Genomic DNA, 20,868 nt, shown 5'->3' with positions numbered 1-20,868 from the left:
AATATGGGCATTAAAGCTAATGTGGGCGGTTTGAGCCATTGACTCTAAAAATAATGCGTTGATTGATAACGAGGTTTTTAAAAGGGGAATACTATGCAAAAGGCAACATTTACTAATTTTCGTTCGCCTAGCCAATTATTACGATTAGTCTTGCCATTTATTTTTCTTGCAAGCTTTGGTCTCGGCGGTGTTCATGCACAAAGTCAGTTTCCAAATAAACCGATTCGTTATGTGATCCCATTCCCCCCCGGCGGTGCAACGGATAATATTGCTCGACCTTTGGCTGCAGAGTTAGGGGTTTTAGTTAAATGGAATATTGTGATTGACAATAAACCAGGGGCTGGAGCAAATATTGGCGCTGAACTGGTTGCCAAAGCTCCGGCTGATGGCTACACCTGGTTGATGGGCTCGGTGGGTACCCACGGAATTAACCAGCCCTTGTACACTCAAGGTGGCGGCAAGCTACCATTTGATCCGATTAAAGATTTTGCACCGGTTACATTGGTGGCAGAGTTTGGGAACGTCTTGGTGGTCAATCCAGATTGGGCCAAGCGTAATAATATAAATAGTGTGAATGATTTGATTCGTTACGCGCGTGCCAATCCCGGTAAGGTGAATATGGCATCCAGCGGAAATGGGACCTCGATTCATATGGCTGGGGAACTATTTAAGTCAATGACCAAAACCTATATGGTTCATTTACCGTATCGGGGTAGTCCCCCAGCAGTTGCTGATTTGATTGCAGGTAATGTGGATATCATGTTCGATAACATTCCGTCGGCTATTAATTTCATCAAAGCCGGACGCTTAAAGGCTTTGGCTGTGACAAGTGCCAAACGCTCGCCAGCATTACCCGATTTACCCACCGTGGCTGAAGCTGCCAACCTTCCAGGTTATGAGGCTACTTCATGGTTTGGAATTTTGGTGCCTGCGAATACGCCCCCCGATTTAGTACGATTGATCAACACCGAGGCGGTGCGCGCGATAAACAGCCCAGCAGTACGTGAGAAATACGCGGCCATGGGTGCTGAACCCGTCGGCAACACCCCTGAGCAATTTGCTAATTTCATTAAGAGTGAGATTGCAAAGTGGACCCGAGTAGTTAAAGAGTCTGGAGCAAAAGTCGATTAAGAGGGGCGCCCGAGTTCAGAAAGGCGCTTACTCGGACTAATTGCTTCTGGGTCTATGACGATTTCAATAATGGCACCCCTCGAACTTTTGAGGGCTGCCTGTAGTACAGAGGCAAACTGCTCAGTTCGTTCAACCCGATAACCGGGCATTGAAAAACTCTCCGCAAAACGCACAAAGTCAGGATTTGTTAATTCAGTGCCGGACACTCGACTCTTAAACTCTCGTTCTTGGTGCATTCGAATGGTGCCGTACATCCCATTGTTGATAATTAAGACAATCGGTTGGGCTTGATAGCGAAGCGCTGTTGCCAGCTCTTGGCAATTCATCATGAAGTCGCCGTCACCACAAAAAGCCACGACCACCCGCTGAGGATCGACCAATTTTGCTGTAATTGCAGCTGGCAAGCCATAGCCCATGGATCCATTGGCTGGAGCTAATTGTGTTTTAAAACCACCATAGGGGTAAAAGCGATGGAGCCAGGCGGCAAAATTACCCGCTCCATTCGTAAGTATCGCGTTACGGGGTAATTCATTTGCTAAGTTAGCAACGATCTCAGATAGTTGGACACCCCCTGGAATGGAGTTGGGTTGACTAAAAGCAAGGTAGTCCTTGTGCGCTGCATGCATGCGCTCGGGCTTATGCTGCTTACCCATGGTTACGTTTGTTAATGCTAAACAAAACGTCTCTGGCGAACATGCTAGGGCGTAGTCGGCCGCATAAACCCGACCCAGTTCGTCGGGACTAGGTAAAACATGAATGAGTGTTAATGCCGGTTTTGGAACGCTAAGAATAGTGTAGCCGCCAGTGGTCATTTCGCCTAAACGCTCACCAATAACAAGTAGAACATCCGCCTCTTGGACTCGTTTTATTAAGGCTGGATTAGCAGCAATACCAAGATCTCCTGCAAAGCAAGGATCGTGATTATCAATCAGATCTTGAGAACGAAAACTCGTAGCTACGGGTATGCCTTCCCGATTTGCCCAATGTTTTAATGCATCGCACGCATCTTTGGTCCATGAGCCGCCGCCCGCAAGGATCATGCTTCGTTTGGCCTTGGCTAGAGCCTGCATGGCTTCGCTAAATAAGGCTTGGTCTAATCCGGGACTAATGATTTGGGCTTTAGGGGTAGGGTGTTCATGGGCTTGGGCAAACAAAACATCCTCTGGTAGAGCCAACACCACGGGACCCTTGCGTCCGGATTGAGCAAGATGAAATGCATGGGAGATATATTCATCGATACGATCCGCACGATCAATGCTGCCCACCCACTTGGCACACTCAGAGTACACCTTGCGGTAGTCCATTTCTTGAAAGGCTTCCCGACCTACCATGTCCGTACCCACTTGTCCGATCAGTAATACCATGGGAGTTGAATCTTGATAAGCTGTATGCACTCCGATCAAGGCATTTGCAGCACCAGGGCCACGTGTAACCATCAAAACACCTGGCTTTCCAGTCAGTTTGGCATAGGCTTCGGCCATATAGCTGGCACCACCTTCTTGGCGGCAGGTAATAAAGCGTAATTTGGAATCGTGATCAACCAGGCCGTCCAGAAGAGGCAAAAAGCTTTCGCCAGGAACACCAAAAGCGAATTCAACACCTTGACGGACCAGGGCATTGGCTAAGATCTGGCCACCATGCATTAAGGTTGACGAATGACTCATGCCCATCCCTTTATAAATCAATACACTGAAAGCAATAGTTTACTGATAAGCACTTCAGTAAGAACAAAACTAGGAACATTAATACAAATCCCAGGTATTGATGTTCACCATTAGGGAAATTCAGGAATAGCAGTCCATTGAAATTCAAAAGGATGAGGCGCACAATGGTTGTATTCGATCAATCAACCAAGGATGAACAATGACAACTAAAAAAGAGACCTCTTACGAAAATCGTCGACAATGGATGAAGCTTGGACTGGGGGCTGCCTCCATCGTGACCCTAGGGGCCACATCTTCGGTAGAAGCAGCAAAGCCAAAAACGCCGTTTCAAGTAGAGCCAACGTATATTCCGATAGCGAATAGTAGTGAGCAATTTCCCGTTCGGCGTATTTATTGCATTGGACGAAATTATGCAGCGCATGCTCGGGAGATGGGCTCTGACCCGACACGCGAACCGCCATTCTTTTTTCAAAAGCCCACGGATGCGATTCAATTTGTTGCCCCCAATAAAATTGTGGATCACCCGTATCCAACCCTAACTAAGAATTATCACTACGAGGTGGAGTTAGTAGCTGCCCTAAAAACCGGTGGCAAAAACATTACCATTGATAAAGCCTTAGACCATGTGTATGGATATGCCCTTGGTTTAGATATGACGCGGCGTGATTTGCAGCGATTCATGGGGGATCAAAAGAAACCCTGGGAAATCGGTAAATCGTTTGATCATTCGGCACCCATTGGCCCCATTTTTCCAGTCAGCAAAATTGGGCATCAAAAGAGCGGATCCATTGCTTTATCGGTTAATGGTGAAGTTCGTCAAAAGGCAAACTTAAACCAGATGATTTGGTCAGTTGCAGAGCAAATTGTGAAGTTATCCGAAGCCAATGAACTGTTCCCTGGTGACATCATTTATTCAGGAACCCCAGAAAACGTGGGTCCTGTGGTGCGTGGCGATATTGTGCGTTGTATGCTCGACGGTTTTCCTGATTTAGTCATTAAGATTGTTTAATGATGATTTTCATTCCATTGCTTGATCACATCGGAGACTTTTATGACCCAATCTTCGCAACCCACCCAACCTGAGCGTCGTGATTTTTTTAAGACCATAGGGCTGACCGCCGCGGCGAGTGCACTCCCAGCTTCGTTATTGCCCACAGGTAGTGCGTTTGCACAATCATCTTCGGGCTTAATTACTCGAAAAATTCCCAAAACCGGTGAAATTCTGCCAGCAATTGGATTGGGAACGTATCTCACGTTTGATTTATTACCGGGTGCCCCGCGTACTAATATTCGTGAGGTGATTAAGCGTTTCTGGGATGGCGGAGGCCGGGTGTTTGATACCTCACCACTTTATGGTACCGGTGAGATTAGTGTGGGTGACTTTGCGACCTGCATGGGAATTAATGAGCAAATGTTTATTGCTAATAAGATTTGGTCTACCGGTGAGTTCCTGGCCGATGATAGCCATGCTCGTAAAAGTTTTGAACAAAGCCAGCAACGGCTCTGGCGAGACAAGATTGATCTCATGCAAGTTCATAGTTTGGTCAATGTGGATCAAATTGTTCCAGTACTTAAGAACTGGAAGCGGGAAGGAAAGATTCGGTATGTTGGCGTCACCCATCATGAGATTCCATATTTCAATATTTTGGCTTCACAAGTTGAGCGCAACGATCTGGATTTCGTCCAAGTGCATTATTCCATTCAGATGCGCCTAGCCGAAGAGCGTATTCTTCCTGCTGCCCTCGATAAGGGAACGGCAGTTCTGGTTAATATGCCATTTGAGAAGGCGCGTTTATTTAAGATTGTTGAGGGCAGACCATTGCCCGACTTTGCTAAAGAGTTTGATTGCAAGAACTGGGCAGAATTTTTCTTAAAGTGGGTTATTTCTAATCCTGCAATTACGTGTGCAATTCCGGCTACTAGTAACCCTGCCCATCAGACAGAGAACATTCGTGCCATGCGCGGTAAGTTGCCTGATCCGGATATGCGTATTCGTATGGTCAAGTTTATGGAAACCATTCCTGGCTTTGACAAACTACAAGAGATGCCAGCCTATCCAGGCAAAGCCTATAACGGAACCATTCGGCGAGCAATAGGGGCAAGGGCAGCTGCTGCAACCGCTAAATAGCATTCGGCTGACTTATATCAAGCGTCTCCAGTAAGGACGCTTGATAATTTTTGGTTTTCCCGACAAGTACCTGCATACGCGACGAGCCTGACATCGGACCCCAACAAATGTCATGCCCATTTGAGGTGTCACAGACAGTGACATCGGGGTACTGCGAGCCCTCAAGGCAGTGCGAAGTGTTTCTAAATACTAACGGGGTGAAGCAGATTTATCTTTGAGTGGATTTTTGTTAATCTAGCGTAATGCATCGACAGACAATCTTCTCTATTTTATTGCTGACCTCACTTTTTCTTCCTGTAAGCGCACACTCTCAATCTTCGCCTATGCCAATTCCAAATCTAACATCGGTGAGATTAAATTCAATCTGTAATCAATTGTTAAAAGACGGCCAACAGGCTGTAAGTTTTAATCAGGGCTTGTGCATTGGTATTATTTTAGGGGTTGAGGATAACGCTCATTACGACAAGAAAATTTGTGTACCGAAAGATATCGACATTAAAGAACGCATTCGAGTCGTGAACAACTATATTGCTAATCAACCAAATAGGGCAGGTGAGGCTTTTGCTTCATTAACTTTTGATGCGATGGCTCAAAAATGGCCATGCCGCAGCAAGTAAAGTATTTCATTGAATAAAAGATCTAAATGAATTCAAATTCAACCGATGATTTTTTAATCAGACCTGCGGAACCCAGTGATGCAAAAGCTATTATTGAGGCACTCAAACGTTGCTACGGTAATAGTTATCCTAATCCCCAGATGTATCTGGTGGATGAGGTAAAAAATTTAATCCAATCTGAGCTGATGCACTCGGTCATTGCAATCTCTCCCCAAGGTACGGTTGCTGGGCATTGCGCTCTTAGTTATGAGCATCCCCTAGATCAAGTTCCAGAGGCCGGAAAGTTATTTGTTGATCCCGAGTATCGAGGAAAACATCTCTCTGATATGTTGGCAAAGGAGCGAAAAAAACATGCCCAATTCATTGGGTTACAGGGCTTTTGGGCAGCTTGTGTTACCAATCACCCCTATAGCCAATTAGAAATTATCGCCCTGGGTGGGGCAGAAACTGGATTATTAATCAACGGACAACCCAAGTCTGTCCACATGGATGGATTGCAAAATGTTGATGATGCACGGCATTCCCTGATTCCATGCTATGTCAATATTCAAGATAAGGGCAATTTTTTGGTACATCTTGCACCACACCATGCACCTTTTTTTGAGGACTTACTAAGGCACACAGGAATTCAAAGAAAACTGATCAATCAAAGCACCTTGAATACATTTGCTGAACTGTCAAACTTAAGTATGCATCACTCCCCAGAAGGAAAGCCGTCATTTATCAAAGTAAGGGAAATCGGCCGGGATTTTTTGAGAAGGATTGAGAGCTTTATGGAAGTACTTCGAAATGAAAATCACCCAGTGATTTATATTGACATACCATTGAGTGATCCCTTGGCAAGCCAATCAACAATTGATTTAGAGTCTCTTGGATTTTTTTGGGGGGCTTGGCTACCAAATTATGAACAAAATGGGGATGTATTACGACTGCAGTGTTTGTTGGATCCATCTGTAAATGAAACAAGTATTGTTTGCGCAAGAAAAGAAAGTGAATTTATTCGAGATTACGTTTTATCCGAATGGCGCAGAACACGATAATTTTTTTCTAGATAGAGACCTTCGGATACCAATACCTCGATACAAGACCCCACACAAGGCCACTACCCCAGTGTTTTAATCGCCAGCTCGACGGAAGTACTGTATACCAATGTTAGACATGGTGGTTCGGAGATTATCTAGCTCTTCTGGGTAGTAGGTTGCTGATACAGAGTTTGTCTTAGTTAATACAATTGTTAGGCACCATCTGCTACGATCGTAATATGCAAGATCTTTCAGAGCTGAAAAAGTTCTAGGCCTGATAAACGATTACCAGCATTAAAGTAGTGCACCTCGCGCCGCTACGGGCCAGATGGCCTCGACTCGATCTCCACGAATAGCAATGAACTCATCGTAGAGATTAACGGTCGGGTCACAGTGCCCTGGTACAAGCATCACATAGTCCCCGAGTTTAAGAGTGCTATCTGGCGTGAGCTCCAGAACCCCATGTTCATCTGAGGCCTTCAGGTATTTGGCATCAGTGCGCTGCCAAACCACCGGCATTCCAGAGTCAACACTTGATGCTTTCAAGCCAGCATCGACCACCGTACGATTGACGGTCGGATGACTGAGAACAGCAGTTTTAACAAATAAGGCATGTTCAAAGGGTAGGTCGCTAGGATCGCGTTGATTAGTAGCGTAATCGCGGTCCATCAAAATGTAAGACCCCGCCTGCACTTCATTAAATAGCTTGGAGTGGCTCTCGAGCATGACCGAGCCAGTACCCGCACCCGATATTCTTTCCACCCGAATTCCCACTTCCTCAATCGCCGCTTTGGCAGCCGCCGCTTTGGCACAGACCGCCGCAATCGCTTGTTGGCGCTCCTCAGGTAGCCGGTAGTGCTGAGCACTACCGTGATAACACTGCAGACCCATAAAGTTTAAGTAGGGCGCGGTATCAATTTGTACAGCCATTGCGACCGCACGCTCAATCGATACTACGCCGCAGCGACCCATACCCACATCAATCTCAAGATAGACATCAATCGAGACTTGGCGCTCTGCGCTAGCACGTGCAAAAGCACTAATTTGATCTTCGTGGTCAACCAGCACACCAATGCGTGCGCGGGCGGCTAAGTCAAGTGCATGCGCTATTTTTTTATCACCCACCACTTGATTGGTAATTAAGATATCCGATACACCAGCATCAACAAAGACGGCTGCCTCACTGACTTTCTGGCAGCAAATGCCCACTGCACCCAATTCAATCTGACGCAAGGCAATCTCAGGGCATTTATGGCTCTTGGCATGAGGGCGTAAGCGCACCCCAGCACTCGAGACTGCATCTTGTAGGCGCTTCATATTGCGCTCAAATGCATCAAGATCCAGAATTAAAGCTGGAGTATCAACATCATTAATGTGATCGCCAACGCGTGCCGCTTTCCAAGGTGCCATGTCTATCTATTCTGTATCAAATTACATTCACTGAATCTTGTGATGCCCTCTGAGCTATTCTAGAGCAGATTAAATTGTGTAATTAAAGTAATAAATACGGTATTTGTGCCTAATATAATTTATATCTTTAATCCACTGTTAAAAAACATTAGTCTTATGAGATCAATCGCTTTAGTTTCAGTTCTAACAGTTAGCACCTTGCTGAGCATTCCCTTTTGGGAGGCGCATGCCAATCCACCCATACCCGCGTTTTATGCCGATGTCATTAAAATGAAACCCGAAGGCAAATTAGGGCAAGTCATCAAGCAAGAAAAGATTGACACCTCGATCAAAGGCACGCAGGCTTGGAAGATTGCATACATTTCATCGGATGTTGCTGGTCGTAAGACCATTTCTACTGGCATGATTGTGGCACCTGTTGGGCCCGCCGCAAAAGAAGGAAGACCCATTTTGGCATGGGCACATGGCACGACCGGCACTGCGCAAAATTGCGGACCCTCACAGGTAATCAACCCCGCAGCCCCGCTTAATCAGTATTTTTTAGTAGGCGGTAATTCGTGGACGGACTACGGTATTCCCAATCTTGAGGAGTTCATCAAAGAGGGCTATGTGGTTGTGGCAACGGATTATCAGGGTCTTGGCGGAGGTGGTAAACATCAATACGCAGTGGCCGGGACGAATGGACGTGATTTAATCAACTCCGCACGCGCTGCCATTTCCATGAAAGACACGGGTGCCAGTAAGCGCACTATTTTCTATGGCTGGTCTCAAGGAGGAGGCGCCACGATTGCAGCTGCAAGCTTGGGCGCTTACTTAAACCAAAATGGAAGTGTGGCTGACGATTTGCAGGTGCTTGGCTTTGTTGCCATGGCACCCGATGATGCTGCGGTGATGCTCCCAAATGCCAATAAAGATCAAGCGACTGCTGATAAAGCCCTAAATGGACTTATTAAGCTCTTCTCTGACAACGTATTTAATTTCTCCCATTTTGCGATGACCATTTGGGGCACACAAGCGGCTTACCCCAATCTTAAGCTGACCGACTTGTTTACTGATCAGGGTGCAAAAGTGGTTGATCAAGTGTTGTCAAATAAGTGCATGCATGTCGTTTCGGATACGTTTAATTACGCCTACGGTACTGAGTTCAAAACGCTTCTCAGGGATAAACCCAACAATACAATCGCCTGGATAAAAGCACTGATTGATGGAAGTGTTCCTCCGGTGAAGCCGATTGCACCGGTTGTGATCTATTGGGGAACAAAAGATACCGCGGTGCCACCGATCATGCATGAGCTTTATCAGAAACAAATGTGTGCCATGGGGGCAAACATCGAGCGGATTCAACTACCAGGCCAACAAACCCATTTCTCAACTCCTGGAGTATCTGCTCCGATGTACTTGCAGTGGGTGAAAGACCGGATTGCGGACAAGCCCTTAGCCAATGCCTGCCCCAAAAGCTAACGGATCGCTCATGATGTCATCGAAACCGTCGCTTATCATGATGAAGTTATAGTTTTTCAATTTGCTCATTTATTTCTATGCAACGTCGAACCTTTCTAAAAACATCTGCCTTGGTTGGACCCGCAGTCATCGGCGCCTCGTATCTATCGCCCACCCATGCCCAGGGTTTGACTCAAAAAGCTCAGCAGATCTCAGAGAAGATCTTTGCCAGCGACGGCCTATCGATTCCCATTGCGACAACCCCAACGGTTTCTCCTCTAGCTAAAGGCCTGGACCGTACGATGGTATTGGGTGGCGGCGGGGAGTATTACATCGCTTGGTACTGCGGATTCTTTCATGGCTTGTTAGAAGCCGGTCTTGATATGGCTGGTTTGCCACATATGGTGGTGGGAACCTCAGCTGGTTCCTATATGGGTTCATCGCTGTTATCGGGACACTTCAAACGCCTACGTACCGAAATGGATTTCTTTGGCGAGTTCCCCAAGATCTTTGCCAAGCTCGCACCAACGACGAATCCCAATGCAAGTCAGCTCAGAGCCATGGAAATTAATATGAGTGCGACCGACGGCAGTATTGAAACAAGGCAAGTGATTGGCCGAGCTGCACTAGCAGCGGATAACCGCTTGAATGGCTCGAGAGTTGAAGCTCTCGCAGCATTACTTACGGGCGATAGTAAAACGGATTGGCCAACACCCAAAATGTTCACATCCTCCATTGATTGCTATACCGGTGAACGTTTAATCGTAGGCCAAGCCAGTGCGCGAAAGAATAAGATTGCCTTGGCTCATGCCGTAGCAGCGAGTAGTTCGCTCCCAGGAATCGTGGGACCCACCTTACTGGGTCAGCGCTACGGCATGGATGGCGGGATGTGCTCTAATCCAGCCCATGTTGATGTAGTGGCCGGATCAAAGCGTGCTCTAGTAATTACTCTCACTGATGGGGTGACCGGTCCTATTTTGACGAAGATTCCGCATCCGATGGCACAAAACATTAAGGATATTGAACGTGTGGGTACGAAAGTGAAATGGATAGTGGCCGGAGCGCCAGACGGAATTAATCTAACAGACCCCCGTCAAATCCAACCTGCTCTCACAGCAGGGTATGAGCGTGCTAAGAAAGAAGCAGCTCAAATTAAGGTTTTCTGGGCTTAGTTGGTTTTGTCAACGAAGTGTCGCTTGTATTTTGTATGGTTTGATTTCAACTTGTTGTTTTGTATGTCCTTGATTAGAAAGATCCAATGACCTTACTTAGAAAAATACTCACCATTGTGCTAATGGGCTCTACTTCTTTGACCTTTGCCAAAGGCAATGCCGATACCATTTTTTATGGTGGCCCAATTGTGACCGTCAACCAGAAAAACGATGAAGTCCAAGCGCTAGCAGTTCAGGGTGGCAAGATTGTGGCGGTGGGTAGTAAGGATTCCGTCATGAAAGACTGGCAATCCAAAACCACACAGTTGATGGATCTCAAGGGTCAAACCTTAATGCCAGGATTTGTGGAGCCCCACGTTCATATCATGATTACCTCCGTCTTTGAGGGCTTGGGACTCAATCTCAGTAATTTCACATTACCGTATGACACCAAAGAGACCTTGATTGCCAAGATGAGGGCGCATCTAAAGAATATTCCCAAGGGCGGCTGGCTATTCGGCTTTGGTGTGGATCCATCGCGAACTTCACCATTTATGGCGGAACTCAATGCCGATGATCTTGATAAGGTATCAAAAGATGTACCAATCTTTATCATCAATCAATCTGGCCATATTGGCTATGTGAACCGCAAAGCCTTCGAGCTCGCTGGCGTGACCGAGAGGACCCCTAATCCCATGGGTGGCGGTATTTATGTGAAAGATGCCAATGGCAAGCTGACTGGCAAGTTGGTTGAGCCACCTTCCTATTTACCATTTATGTCCAAAATGCCCAACCCCACAGAAGCGGAGTTGACAGCGGCAATCTTGGGCACCATGCGCAAAATGGCCTCGGTTGGTGTGACCACGGCCTCAGAGATGAGTGTGGGCGGTAATTTTGGGGTTGATCAAGAAATCGCCATCTATAAAGGTCTTTTTGCCAAGAATCTGTCACCGATCCGAGTTCGGGGATATTTGTTCAGTGAGGCAATGCCGCCTGGATATAAAACCATTAAGCCGAATGAAGGCGATGATCGTTTGCGCTTCATCGGTATTAAATACATCTCGGACGGCTCAACCCAAGGCTTAACCGCCGCACTGCGCGAGCCTTATAGCTATCCCAAGGGAAGTTCTTGGAGTGGGGCACTCAATTACAAGGACGATGAGATCTATCAATCGATGAAGTTGTACTTCGATCAAGGTTGGCAGATCTCTACCCACTCTAATGGTGACAAGGCGATTGATCAAACCCTCAAAAGTTATACCAAGCTCTTAGCCGGCAACTCGAAGCCGCAAGAGCGGCGTTTACGGATTGAGCATTTCACGGTGAACCATCCTGAACAGGTTAGGCAAACCGTCAAACTCGGAGTGATTCCAAGTTTTACGATTGGCCACGTCGACTATTGGGGGTCAGCTTTTCATAACCACATCATCGGTGAGAGGCGTGCCAACCGTATTGATCCCGCTGCGGAGATTAAGCGTGCTGGTGGCAAGTTCACCCTGCATAGTGATACCCCAGTCTCTAACGTTGGGCCACTCAACTACATTACCGAGTCGGTTACTCGGATGTGGCAGTTACCACCAACTAAAGTTTTGGGTCCAGACCAGACAATCTCGGTCGATGATGCCATTCGCGCGGTCACGATCGATGCCGCTTATCAGATCTTTGCCGATCAATTGGTTGGTAGTTTAGAAGTTGGTAAGCAAGCTGATTTGGTGATTCTGGAAAAGAACCCCCGTAAGACTAAGCCAGAAGAGATCCGCAATATAAAGGTCCTGTCGACCTGGATCGATGGTAAGCAGGTCAGTTTGAAGTAATCACTGGATGACTTAGTTGATGAAGAAATCTGTATTTACTCTATTTATGCTTGCAGCTGTTGCTACAGCCTACGCTCAAGAGTCAAGAACTGATCGTGAGATTGATGAGCGTTTTGCAGCTGCCGATAAAAATAAGGATGGCAAGCTGACCTTGGAGGAAGCAAAAGCCGGGATGCCAAGAGTCGCAGCAAACTTTCAGCGCATTGATACCCAGAAGAAGGGGTATGTAACTGCTGCTGAAATCAAAGCGATGGCTGATCGATAATTCATTAGGGGTGTAATCAAGCCTCTATTTAATTACTCAGCTCAAGCGGCTTGCCAATCGGAGTCGCTCTTCCTAGCACCCTTACAATATTGACTTTCCCTAAGGCCTTGAAAGTCCAATATGTCAGCGCCCGATGAACTATCCAAAAACACCTTAGGTAGCTCTGAGTCCATCATTATGGGGGTCGCTGGAACGGCTCCTGCTTTTAGTGTGGCAGTGACCACCGCAGCAATTGTTTCATCGGTTGGTGAACTTTCTGTAGGCAGCGTTCTCTTTTGCGGCCTCATCATGTTTGGCATTGTTCTCGCATTCATGAACTTGAGCAAAATTACGGCCAATGCGGGTGCAGCTTATGCATGGGTGGGCCACGTATTTGGACCCAATTGGGGATTTTTTACCGGCTGGGGCCTACTGGTCGCTTCAGTATGCTTTATGGTATCTGCAACGATTCCAGCCGCTAGCTCCACTTTATTATTGATTGCTCCAAGTTATGTTGAGAATACCCACGCGATTGCTGCTGTTGCAGCAATTTGGTTAACGCTAATTACGCTTCTAGTAGCGAGGGGGATCAAACATTCTAGCTATGTGCAAATCAGCTTCACAATCATTGAGGCAACTATTTTGATTGCCATTATTGTTGGAGCCTTTATTCAATATTGGGGTACCCCAGTCCGTATCCCCACTTTTCAATGGATTTCACCGTTGTCCTTTTCTCCGGGGTTATTTGCAACTGGTGCATTGATCGCAATTTTCTTTTTCTGGGGCTGGGATGTCACCATGAACTTGAGCGAGGAGAGTAAATCAAGTCAGGGACATGCATCCAGTGCGGCGAGTACCGGTGCTTTTTGGTCGGTGATTAACATGATTCTATTTTTCTCGATCATGATGGTAGTGGTCTTGATTGTTCTGACCGATGATGAAATCTCAAGTGCCAATACCAACGTTTTATTTGCGGTTGCAACTAAGCTATTTCCAGAGCCATGGAATTATCTTGCTGTCTTTTGTACGATTTTGAGTACAGTCGGAACCATCGAAACCCAAATTCTGCAATTTAGTCGGAGCTTATTCTCGATGTCTCGGGATGGCATGATGCATCCATCCTATTCAAAAATTCATCCAGAGTGGCAAACGCCGTGGGTTGCAACTTTAGCAATCTGGGTCTTAGGACTTTTATTATTATTTACCTCATCGTATATGCCGACTGTGAAATCGATTCTTTCGAGCTCCATTATGGCGATTGGTTTCCAAATTTGTTTCTATATGAGTCTTGCAGGATTTGCGTGTGCTTGGTACTACCGTTCTAAATTAGCCAATGGGCCAAGCCATGCCATTGGCTATGTCATTTGGCCATTTCTATCAGCATTATTCATGGTCTTTATTGCGATCTACAGTGCCCAAACTTTTGATTTTCTGACTAATCTCATTGGCTTAGGCGGTCTTGCTCTTGGTTTTATCCCCTTGTACCTAAACCGAATTCGTCATCATCGACGCTCAGTCTCAAACTAAAAATACTTTTCAGTCGTTTGATGTCGATGGTCTCGGGTCTCTCCGATTACATCCCAACATAATCTTTACTTCGGTGCTATCGTTATCACTCTGCCTATAAGAGTGATTTGTCATGAGTTATCAGCTTGTTTGGTTTAAACGTGATCTGCGTTGGGAGGATCATGCCGCCTTAGCTCACGCTGCAAAACGCGGACCAATACGCTGTATCTATATTGTTGAGCCAGGCCTCTGGCAGCAAGCTGATATGGCCCTTAGTCATTTTAAGTTTATTGCCGAGTCGTTGATTGATCTTGATGCTGAACTCAGAAAGCAGGGCGGAGGTCTTGAGGTGTTCACCGGCGAGGTGGTTGAGATCCTTGAGCGCTTGTGGCAAGTCCAACCATTCGCTGGGCTGCATTCGCATGAGGAGACCGGTAATCAATGGACCTATGATCGTGATCGACGTGTTGGGCGTTGGTGCCGCGATCATCACATTCTGTGGCATGAGTATCCACAATTTGGAGTGGTACGACGTTTGAAGAGCCGTAATGCCTGGCAGTCGGCATGGGAGCGTCATATGGCAAGTCCACCAGCAACGGTTTCACCCCTCTCATTCTGGAATCACTCGATACCGCCGTTGCCAGTAATCAATCCTCCAGCGCATCTTCAACACGATCCACCACAGCGTCAGCGAGGTGGGCGAAATCTTGCCGTCAAAACCCTGAATGATTTTTTGACGCATCGCAGTCAACGTTATCGAGGTGGTATTTCATCGCCTTTAATCTCTCCACAAGCATGTTCTCGTATCTCGACCTATCTTGCCTATGGTTGCCTGAGTATGCGTGAGGTGGTGAATCGCACGCGTGCACAAATTGCTAAGGCGGAGGGGATTTCAGCAAGGCAAAAGGCGGGCTTGCGGGCATTTCTGAGCCGTTTGTATTGGCACTGCCATTTCATTCAAAAGCTAGAGAGCGAGCCTGAGATTGAATGGCGCAATATGCACCGTGGTTACGATGGTCTGCGGGAGAATGACTTTCATCATCAACACTTTGAGGCCTTGAAAGCAGCACAAACGGGTTGGCCAATGGTTGATGCGTGTGTGGTGATGTTGCGCGAGACCGGTTGGCTCAATTTTCGGATGCGTGCGATGTTAGTCTCGGTCGCTGCTTACCCGCTATGGCTGCATTGGCGCCCCGTGGGCGAATGGTTGGCCACCCAGTTTTTGGATTACGAACCGGGGATTCATTGGAGCCAACTGCAAATGCAATCCGGTACTACCGGAATCAACACCACCCGGGTCTATAACCCGATTAAGCAAGCCATGGATCATGATCCTACCGGTGAGTTTGTGCGTACCTGGTTACCCATCATGAGAAAAGTGCCCGATACCTACCTTTTTGAGCCCTGGAATATGCCCCAAGCCCTGCAAGAGCAACTTGGTATTCGGGTAGGGGTTGAGATCCCATTACCGATAGTGGATTTAGCAATTGCAACCAAAGAGGCCAAGTCACGCTTGTATGGACGCCGCCAGCTCGCTGAAGTCCGTATCGCCAAACAGGCTGTTTTGGAAAAGCACGGCTCTCGCAAGACGATGCATCGGACTAGGGTAAAGGTTGCACTAGATAAGGCACAACTGGGCTTTGATTTTTAACGAGCTCCACAAAATAGCATGGCTATGAGTGAGGGCGATGAACCTTCTGCATAAATACCTGGATTTTGGTATGCTGAATTCATCTCTTTGAAAGCTTCCCATGAAACCCATTCCTATCCTGACCATCGTTTTGAGTAGTGTGTTACTAATATCATCTGGCCCATCCTTGGCTTCGGTTAGCGGCGACCCGATTGCTAAAAATTGCATTAATCAGCAATTGCGCAATCATCAAAATGTGAAGAACAAAAGTATTGAGGCGAGTGACTTTAATCATTACTGTATATGTGTGGCACGCGTGGTGCGTAATTTGGCCAATGATCAACAATTAAGTGAGCTCAATGCAATGACGAATCAAGCCAAGCCGGAGTGGCTCAAAGCGATTGAGCGCAACGCTCAAAAGCAATGCATGGTGGACCCCAACGCTAAGTTGCAGTCAACCTAAAGTAACTCATCGTGGGCTGTTCAATCTATTGGTTTAGAGCAGACCTGCGTCTTCTAGATAATCCCCAATTTGTAAACGCCTGCCAACACTCAGATAGTCTCTTACCCGTTTTTGTACTTCCCCCGCAAGAGCAAACACCATGGGGCTTTCAGCGAGCAAGTAAGCAACGCTCTCTATGGCTGCACCAGAACCTTCGTGACTTAAGAAACTCACTAGAAGAGAAGGGCTCAACCCTATTTGTTGTGGAGGGTGATCCTAAAAATGTCTTGCCAGCACTTTGCGCACAGGTCGGTACCGATGTCATTTATTGCGAGGCAATCGTCGCTCCCGAGGAACAATCCGATATTTTGGAGCTCCAGAAAGCGGGACTGATCATCAATACCCAGTGGCAATCGACCATGCTCGATCCTCAAACCCTGGATATGGAGATTAGCGATTTACCGGATGTCTTTACCAACTTCCGACAGTGGGTTGAAAAGCGTCGACTGCGATACGCCAAGCCTGTTGCTAGACCCCAATCAATTCCGCCGTTACCATCCAAGCTAGCAAAGCAAGACCCGATTTCAGAGCTTACAACCTCGCTCTTCGTAAACGGCGGTGAGTCCAAAGCGCTTACCCACCTTGAGCAATACTGTGAGCGACGCTTGCCCGATACCTATAAAGAGACACGGAATGCCTTAAGTCAATTTAATGCATCGAGTAAGTTCTCACCCTGGTTAGCGGTCGGATCGATCTCCGCGCGCACGCTTGCAAAGCGGATTCATCAATATGAAGAGCAATACGGGGCTAATGATGGTACGTATTGGCTTTGGTTTGAGCTCCTCTGGCGTGATTACTTTCGCTTTCTGATGCTCAAATACGGCAAGCGCTTATTTAGTCCAAAGGGACTGAGCCAACGCACACCCAACACCTTTGATTCTGAACGCTTTACCCGATGGTCTACTGGGACGACAGGAGTTGATCTCATCGACGCGGGGATGCGTGAGTTGACAACGACGGGTTTTCTATCGAATCGGATGCGCCAGATTGTGGCAAGTCACTGGGTCTATGCCATGAACGGGAACTGGCAGGTGGGCGCAGCTTGGTTTGAGTCCTGCTTAATTGACTATGATGTCTATAGCAATCAAGGCAACTGGCTATATGTGGCAGGTCATGGCACCGATCCACGGGGTGGTAGAGCCTTTAATGTCGCCAAACAAATTGCGCAATATGATGCAGACGGTTCTTATCGAAAACGCTGGTTGGATTAAATGATTTCTACAAAAAAACGGGTTGCCATCATCGGTGCGGGTATTGCCGGACTATCCTGCGCCCAAAACCTAGAAGCCCATGGGTTTGCAGTGACCCTCTTTGATAAGAGCAAAGGGGTAGGCGGTCGTATGAGCCATCGCTATTTTGGCGATTGGGAAGCTGATCATGGTGCCCAGTACTTTACGGCGCGCGATCCCTTATTCAAAGAAGAAGTTGCCCAGTGGGTACAAGCCGATGTCGCCAAACCATGGTCAGGTCGAATCGTGACCTTCAATCATGGCAATACCATTGATAAACCATCGGATGCAACGCGCTATGTCGGCATTCCAGCAATGACCTCGCCAGCGAAGTATTTAGCAAACCGCCTACACGTACACACTCAACATATGGTGGTGGATGTGCATCGCATCAATGATCTCTGGAAAATCACCACCAAAGAACACGGTCAAATCCCTGAGGCATTTGAATACCTCGTACTCGCGATTCCGTCGGTGCAGGCTGAACGCTTAATTGGCAAATACTCAGCTGAACTAAAAGCGATTTGTCAGGAAGTGGTGATGCTGCCCTGTTGGACACTGCTTGCCTATCTGAAAGAGCCTCTTCATCTAGCATTCGATGGCGCGTTTGTGGAAGGCAGTGTGTTCTCTTGGTTAGCTCGCGATAACTCCAAACCCAATCGTCCCGTGTATGAGACCTGGGTGGCGCAAGCCAGTCACGCATGGTCTGCAGCGCACATTGATCACACCCAGTTTGAGATTGAACCAATCTTGATTCAAGGATTTCAGGAACTCACTGGAGTGGAGCCTGATTTACACCAAAGCCATTTGTGGCGCTATGCCAAACTTGAGCAAGCCAATGAACGGGAGTTTGCTCTTGATCTATCCATTGCGGTGGGGTTATGTGGCGATTGGTTAAAGAACTCCACCGTTGAGGGCGCTTGGTTAAGCGGTTATCGCTTGGCACAGCAACTAAAGCAGTCCCTCTAATTACCAAGGAATCACTTCGCCACTGTAGGACCGAAACGTTCCAGAGTCCTCGGTATTGACTTTCAATAGAACAGTTAGGATTTCATTAGCGGCTTGCTGAGGGTCACGGCCAATTTCCTCACCCCGAAAGGGTTTCGATAAATTGGAGTTGACTGTACCTGGATGGATAGCAATTAAAGCAACTTTAGGCATGGTTCGTTTCAGCTCGATCGCAGCGGTTTTAATCAGCATATTAAGAGCCGCTTTAGAAGATCGGTAGCTATACCAACCCCCCAACCGGTTATCACTAATACTACCCACCTTGGCTGATAGGGTGGCATAAATACCACCCGCAGGATTTAAAAGCTTCGTGAACTGGCTGATGGTCAGCGCTGGCCCAATTGCATTCACTAAAAACTGCTCTTGGAGTTGTGTGGCTCGGAGATCCGCTAAGCGCTTTTCGGGGGAGACGTTCTCATTGTGCAAAACCCCGATAGTATTAATAATCAGATCAAAGGGCCGGTGGGCCGCCAGTGCTTCGACTGCTGTGGCGATCGTGCCTGGGTCAGCGTAATCAATGGATGGCACAGACCCACGATGGATCCCCATCACCTCAGCGCAGTTGGAATGCATTTGAAGGGCAGAGACCAGGGCGGAACCGATGGTCCCTGATGAGCCAATTACAAGGGCCCGAAATGGTTTCTGGAGTAGGGTCATGCGAAGTGACTGTACCTGATTTTGTAAATTCGTGTTTAATCCATAGGATGAGCACACGTGATCCATCTGAGTTATCGCGCATTGTTGAGATGGCGTGGGAAGACCGCACACCCTTTGAGGCGATTTATGCTCAGTTTCAGTTAACTGAGCCTGAAGTTAAAGCGTTGATGCGCAGTGTTCTAAAACCAAGCTCCTATCGTCTGTGGCGTGTGCGAGTTACAGGACGACAAACCAAGCATCGGCAATTGCGTGATCCAGATGTGCAACGGGCTTACTGTCCAACCCAATACAAATACAAATAAATCGATGAATCCTAATCTGAGCCTCTATCTCGTATCAGCTATGATCGGCATTATGGTGTTCTTCACCATCGCCGTGGCACCAACAGTATTTAAGGTTCTGCCCCAAGAGTGGGCAAGTAAATACGTACGTAATTTCTTTCCCAAGTACTACGCCTTCTTAGGAGCGGTCTCGATCATCGCCTCCTTCTTGGCAGCGGACACCTTGAGCATGGGATTGTTGGTGGGATGCGCCGCCTTATTTTTCATCTCCCTATGGGTACTGACTCCAGCAATTAACCGCGCATCGGATCGCGGGAATAAGAAAACGTTTGGAATCCTGCACGGCTTGAGTGTGGTGGTGAACTTTATTCAACTCGGGATCTTCCTCTACTTAGTTTGGTAAGCTTGAAACTGCCTCCCCAAAGACAGGGGACGGCTTGAATACAGCGAATAATTCCCCTAAAAATAGTCAGATAATTGGTTCTCAGCGTATTTAATCAATTCCTGATAGCGTAGTTCTATTGTTATAAGGAGTTCTGCGAATGAAACGGATTTTTCTCTTCCTCATTACCAACATTGCCATCATGTTGGTGATTACGATCATCATTAATGTCTTTGGCTTGGGCCAGGTCTTGGATGAGCAGGGCGTTGGCCTTGACCTCACCTCTTTACTGATGCTCTCTGCGGTTGTCGGCATGACCGGTTCTTTTATCTCACTGGCACTCTCCAAAACCATGGCTAAGCATTCTACCGGCGCCTATGTGATTGAGCAGCCCCGCAATGAACAGGAGCAGTGGTTGGTCAATACGGTGGCAAGGCAAGCTAAGGAAGCAGGTATTGGTATGCCCGAAGTGGCAATCTATGACTCGCCCGATATCAATGCCTTTGCTACGGGGATGATGCGTGATAGTTCCTTGGTTGCAGTGAGCACGGGCTTGTTGCGTGGCATGACCCGCGATGAGGCTGAAGCCGTATTGGCACACGAGGTGAGCCATGTGGCTAACGGCGATATGGTGACCTTGGCACTCATTCAAGGCGTCATTAATACCTTTGTCTTCTTCCTCTCACGAGTTATTGGTCACATTATTGACCGTGCCGTCTTTAAGACTGAGCGCGGGCATGGGCCTGCCTATTGGATTACTACCGTTATTGCACAGTTGGTCTTGGGTATCTTAGCCAGTGCGATTGTGATGTGGTTTAGCCGTCAGCGGGAATACCGTGCCGATGCCGGCGCAGCTTACCTTGAAGGGAAACAAAAGATGATTCGGGCGCTAGAGCGACTTCAAAAGTCGATCAATGAACCGCACTTGCCTGAGCAGTTAGAAGCCTTTGGTATTTCAGGGGGTATGGGCACCGGTCTCAAGCGTCTCTTTATGAGCCATCCACCATTGGATGAGCGCATTGCCGCCTTGCGTAATATGGCTGATTAGAGTT

The 20,868-nt window shown here is 47.4% G+C and carries 20 protein-coding genes; 17 read left to right on the top strand and 3 right to left on the bottom strand.

Features of this window, described 5'->3' with window-relative positions; all coding sequences use genetic code 11:
* The first annotated feature begins 93 nt into the window (after nucleotides 1-93).
* The gene (locus QUE61_RS05840) at nucleotides 94-1,131 is read left to right on the top strand and encodes a tripartite tricarboxylate transporter substrate binding protein (protein WP_286306326.1); all 1,038 of its coding nucleotides are present in this window, start codon (nucleotides 94-96) and stop codon (nucleotides 1,129-1,131) included.
* On the opposite strand, the gene QUE61_RS05835 is transcribed toward QUE61_RS05840, so the two are convergent.
* Nucleotides 1,128-2,795, bottom strand: coding sequence for a thiamine pyrophosphate-binding protein (locus QUE61_RS05835; protein ID WP_286306325.1), 1,668 nt, complete (start codon nucleotides 2,793-2,795; stop codon nucleotides 1,128-1,130). The genes QUE61_RS05840 and QUE61_RS05835 overlap by 4 nt on opposite strands.
* Nucleotides 2,796-2,994: 199 nt before the next feature.
* Between QUE61_RS05835 and QUE61_RS05830 the strand changes: the two genes are divergently transcribed.
* The 4 genes from QUE61_RS05830 (at nucleotide 2,995) to QUE61_RS05815 (ending at nucleotide 6,580) form a co-directional block, all read left to right on the top strand.
* A complete protein-coding gene (locus tag QUE61_RS05830) occupies nucleotides 2,995-3,804 on the top strand; it encodes a fumarylacetoacetate hydrolase family protein (protein ID WP_286306324.1) in 810 nt (269 codons plus the stop codon).
* 42 nt (nucleotides 3,805-3,846) lie between these two features.
* Entirely contained in the window at nucleotides 3,847-4,923 is a 1,077-nt protein-coding gene (locus QUE61_RS05825; RefSeq protein ID WP_286306323.1) for an aldo/keto reductase, read from the top strand.
* A 323-nt stretch (nucleotides 4,924-5,246) separates the two neighbouring features.
* Nucleotides 5,247-5,540: a Rap1a/Tai family immunity protein gene (locus QUE61_RS05820; protein WP_286306322.1), complete on the top strand. Its 294-nt coding sequence runs from the start codon at nucleotides 5,247-5,249 to the stop codon at nucleotides 5,538-5,540.
* 26 nt (nucleotides 5,541-5,566) lie between these two features.
* On the top strand, nucleotides 5,567-6,580 hold the full coding sequence (locus tag QUE61_RS05815) for a GNAT family N-acetyltransferase (RefSeq protein WP_286306321.1): 1,014 nt from the start codon (nucleotides 5,567-5,569) through the stop codon (nucleotides 6,578-6,580).
* A gap of 276 nt (nucleotides 6,581-6,856) precedes the next feature.
* Here QUE61_RS05815 and QUE61_RS05810 read toward each other — a convergent pair whose 3' ends face one another.
* A complete protein-coding gene (locus QUE61_RS05810; RefSeq protein ID WP_286306320.1) occupies nucleotides 6,857-7,972 on the bottom strand; it encodes a DSD1 family PLP-dependent enzyme in 1,116 nt (371 codons plus the stop codon).
* A gap of 156 nt (nucleotides 7,973-8,128) precedes the next feature.
* Between QUE61_RS05810 and QUE61_RS05805 the strand changes: the two genes are divergently transcribed.
* From QUE61_RS05805 to QUE61_RS05765, 9 genes are all read left to right on the top strand, one after another.
* Nucleotides 8,129-9,433 carry an alpha/beta fold hydrolase gene (locus QUE61_RS05805; protein ID WP_286306319.1) on the top strand — a complete coding sequence of 435 codons (1,305 nt, stop codon included), beginning with the start codon at nucleotides 8,129-8,131 and terminating at the stop codon, nucleotides 9,431-9,433.
* A gap of 77 nt (nucleotides 9,434-9,510) precedes the next feature.
* Complete coding sequence (locus QUE61_RS05800; RefSeq protein WP_286306318.1) at nucleotides 9,511-10,584, top strand: patatin-like phospholipase family protein; 1,074 nt, start codon at nucleotides 9,511-9,513, stop codon at nucleotides 10,582-10,584.
* 86 nt (nucleotides 10,585-10,670) lie between these two features.
* On the top strand, nucleotides 10,671-12,377 hold the full coding sequence (locus tag QUE61_RS05795; protein ID WP_286306317.1) for an amidohydrolase: 1,707 nt from the start codon (nucleotides 10,671-10,673) through the stop codon (nucleotides 12,375-12,377).
* A gap of 19 nt (nucleotides 12,378-12,396) precedes the next feature.
* Complete coding sequence (locus QUE61_RS05790) at nucleotides 12,397-12,642, top strand: EF-hand domain-containing protein (protein ID WP_286306316.1); 246 nt, start codon at nucleotides 12,397-12,399, stop codon at nucleotides 12,640-12,642.
* A gap of 120 nt (nucleotides 12,643-12,762) precedes the next feature.
* Nucleotides 12,763-14,148: an APC family permease gene (locus QUE61_RS05785; protein ID WP_286306315.1), complete on the top strand. Its 1,386-nt coding sequence runs from the start codon at nucleotides 12,763-12,765 to the stop codon at nucleotides 14,146-14,148.
* A 112-nt stretch (nucleotides 14,149-14,260) separates the two neighbouring features.
* Nucleotides 14,261-15,778, top strand: coding sequence for a cryptochrome/deoxyribodipyrimidine photo-lyase family protein (locus QUE61_RS05780; RefSeq protein ID WP_286306314.1), 1,518 nt, complete (start codon nucleotides 14,261-14,263; stop codon nucleotides 15,776-15,778).
* A 100-nt stretch (nucleotides 15,779-15,878) separates the two neighbouring features.
* Nucleotides 15,879-16,220, top strand: a complete 342-nt coding sequence (locus QUE61_RS05775) for a hypothetical protein (protein WP_286306313.1) — start codon at nucleotides 15,879-15,881, stop codon at nucleotides 16,218-16,220.
* A gap of 11 nt (nucleotides 16,221-16,231) precedes the next feature.
* A complete protein-coding gene (locus QUE61_RS05770) occupies nucleotides 16,232-17,470 on the top strand; it encodes a DASH family cryptochrome (RefSeq protein ID WP_286306312.1) in 1,239 nt (412 codons plus the stop codon).
* Nucleotides 17,471-18,457: an NAD(P)/FAD-dependent oxidoreductase gene (locus QUE61_RS05765; protein WP_286306311.1), complete on the top strand. Its 987-nt coding sequence runs from the start codon at nucleotides 17,471-17,473 to the stop codon at nucleotides 18,455-18,457.
* Here QUE61_RS05765 and QUE61_RS05760 read toward each other — a convergent pair whose 3' ends face one another.
* Nucleotides 18,458-19,153 (bottom strand): SDR family NAD(P)-dependent oxidoreductase, encoded by a 696-nt coding sequence (locus tag QUE61_RS05760; protein WP_286306310.1) that lies wholly within the window; start codon nucleotides 19,151-19,153, stop codon nucleotides 18,458-18,460.
* A gap of 47 nt (nucleotides 19,154-19,200) precedes the next feature.
* On the opposite strand from QUE61_RS05760, the gene QUE61_RS05755 reads away from it, so the two are divergent.
* From QUE61_RS05755 to htpX, 3 genes are all read left to right on the top strand, one after another.
* The gene (locus QUE61_RS05755; RefSeq protein WP_286306309.1) at nucleotides 19,201-19,455 is read left to right on the top strand and encodes a TIGR03643 family protein; all 255 of its coding nucleotides are present in this window, start codon (nucleotides 19,201-19,203) and stop codon (nucleotides 19,453-19,455) included.
* Between the two features lie 4 nt (nucleotides 19,456-19,459).
* Nucleotides 19,460-19,837 (top strand): DUF4149 domain-containing protein, encoded by a 378-nt coding sequence (locus QUE61_RS05750; RefSeq protein WP_286306308.1) that lies wholly within the window; start codon nucleotides 19,460-19,462, stop codon nucleotides 19,835-19,837.
* A gap of 139 nt (nucleotides 19,838-19,976) precedes the next feature.
* Nucleotides 19,977-20,864 (top strand): protease HtpX, encoded by an 888-nt coding sequence (gene htpX, locus QUE61_RS05745; RefSeq protein ID WP_286306307.1) that lies wholly within the window; start codon nucleotides 19,977-19,979, stop codon nucleotides 20,862-20,864.
* Nucleotides 20,865-20,868 lie beyond the last annotated feature (4 nt).

Origin of the sequence: Polynucleobacter sp. HIN5 (assembly GCF_030297555.1) — a bacterium.
Taxonomy (GTDB): Bacteria; Pseudomonadota; Gammaproteobacteria; order Burkholderiales; family Burkholderiaceae; genus Polynucleobacter.
Note: the sequence above shows the minus strand (reverse complement) of the source record. Positions and strands in the feature narration are given on the sequence as shown.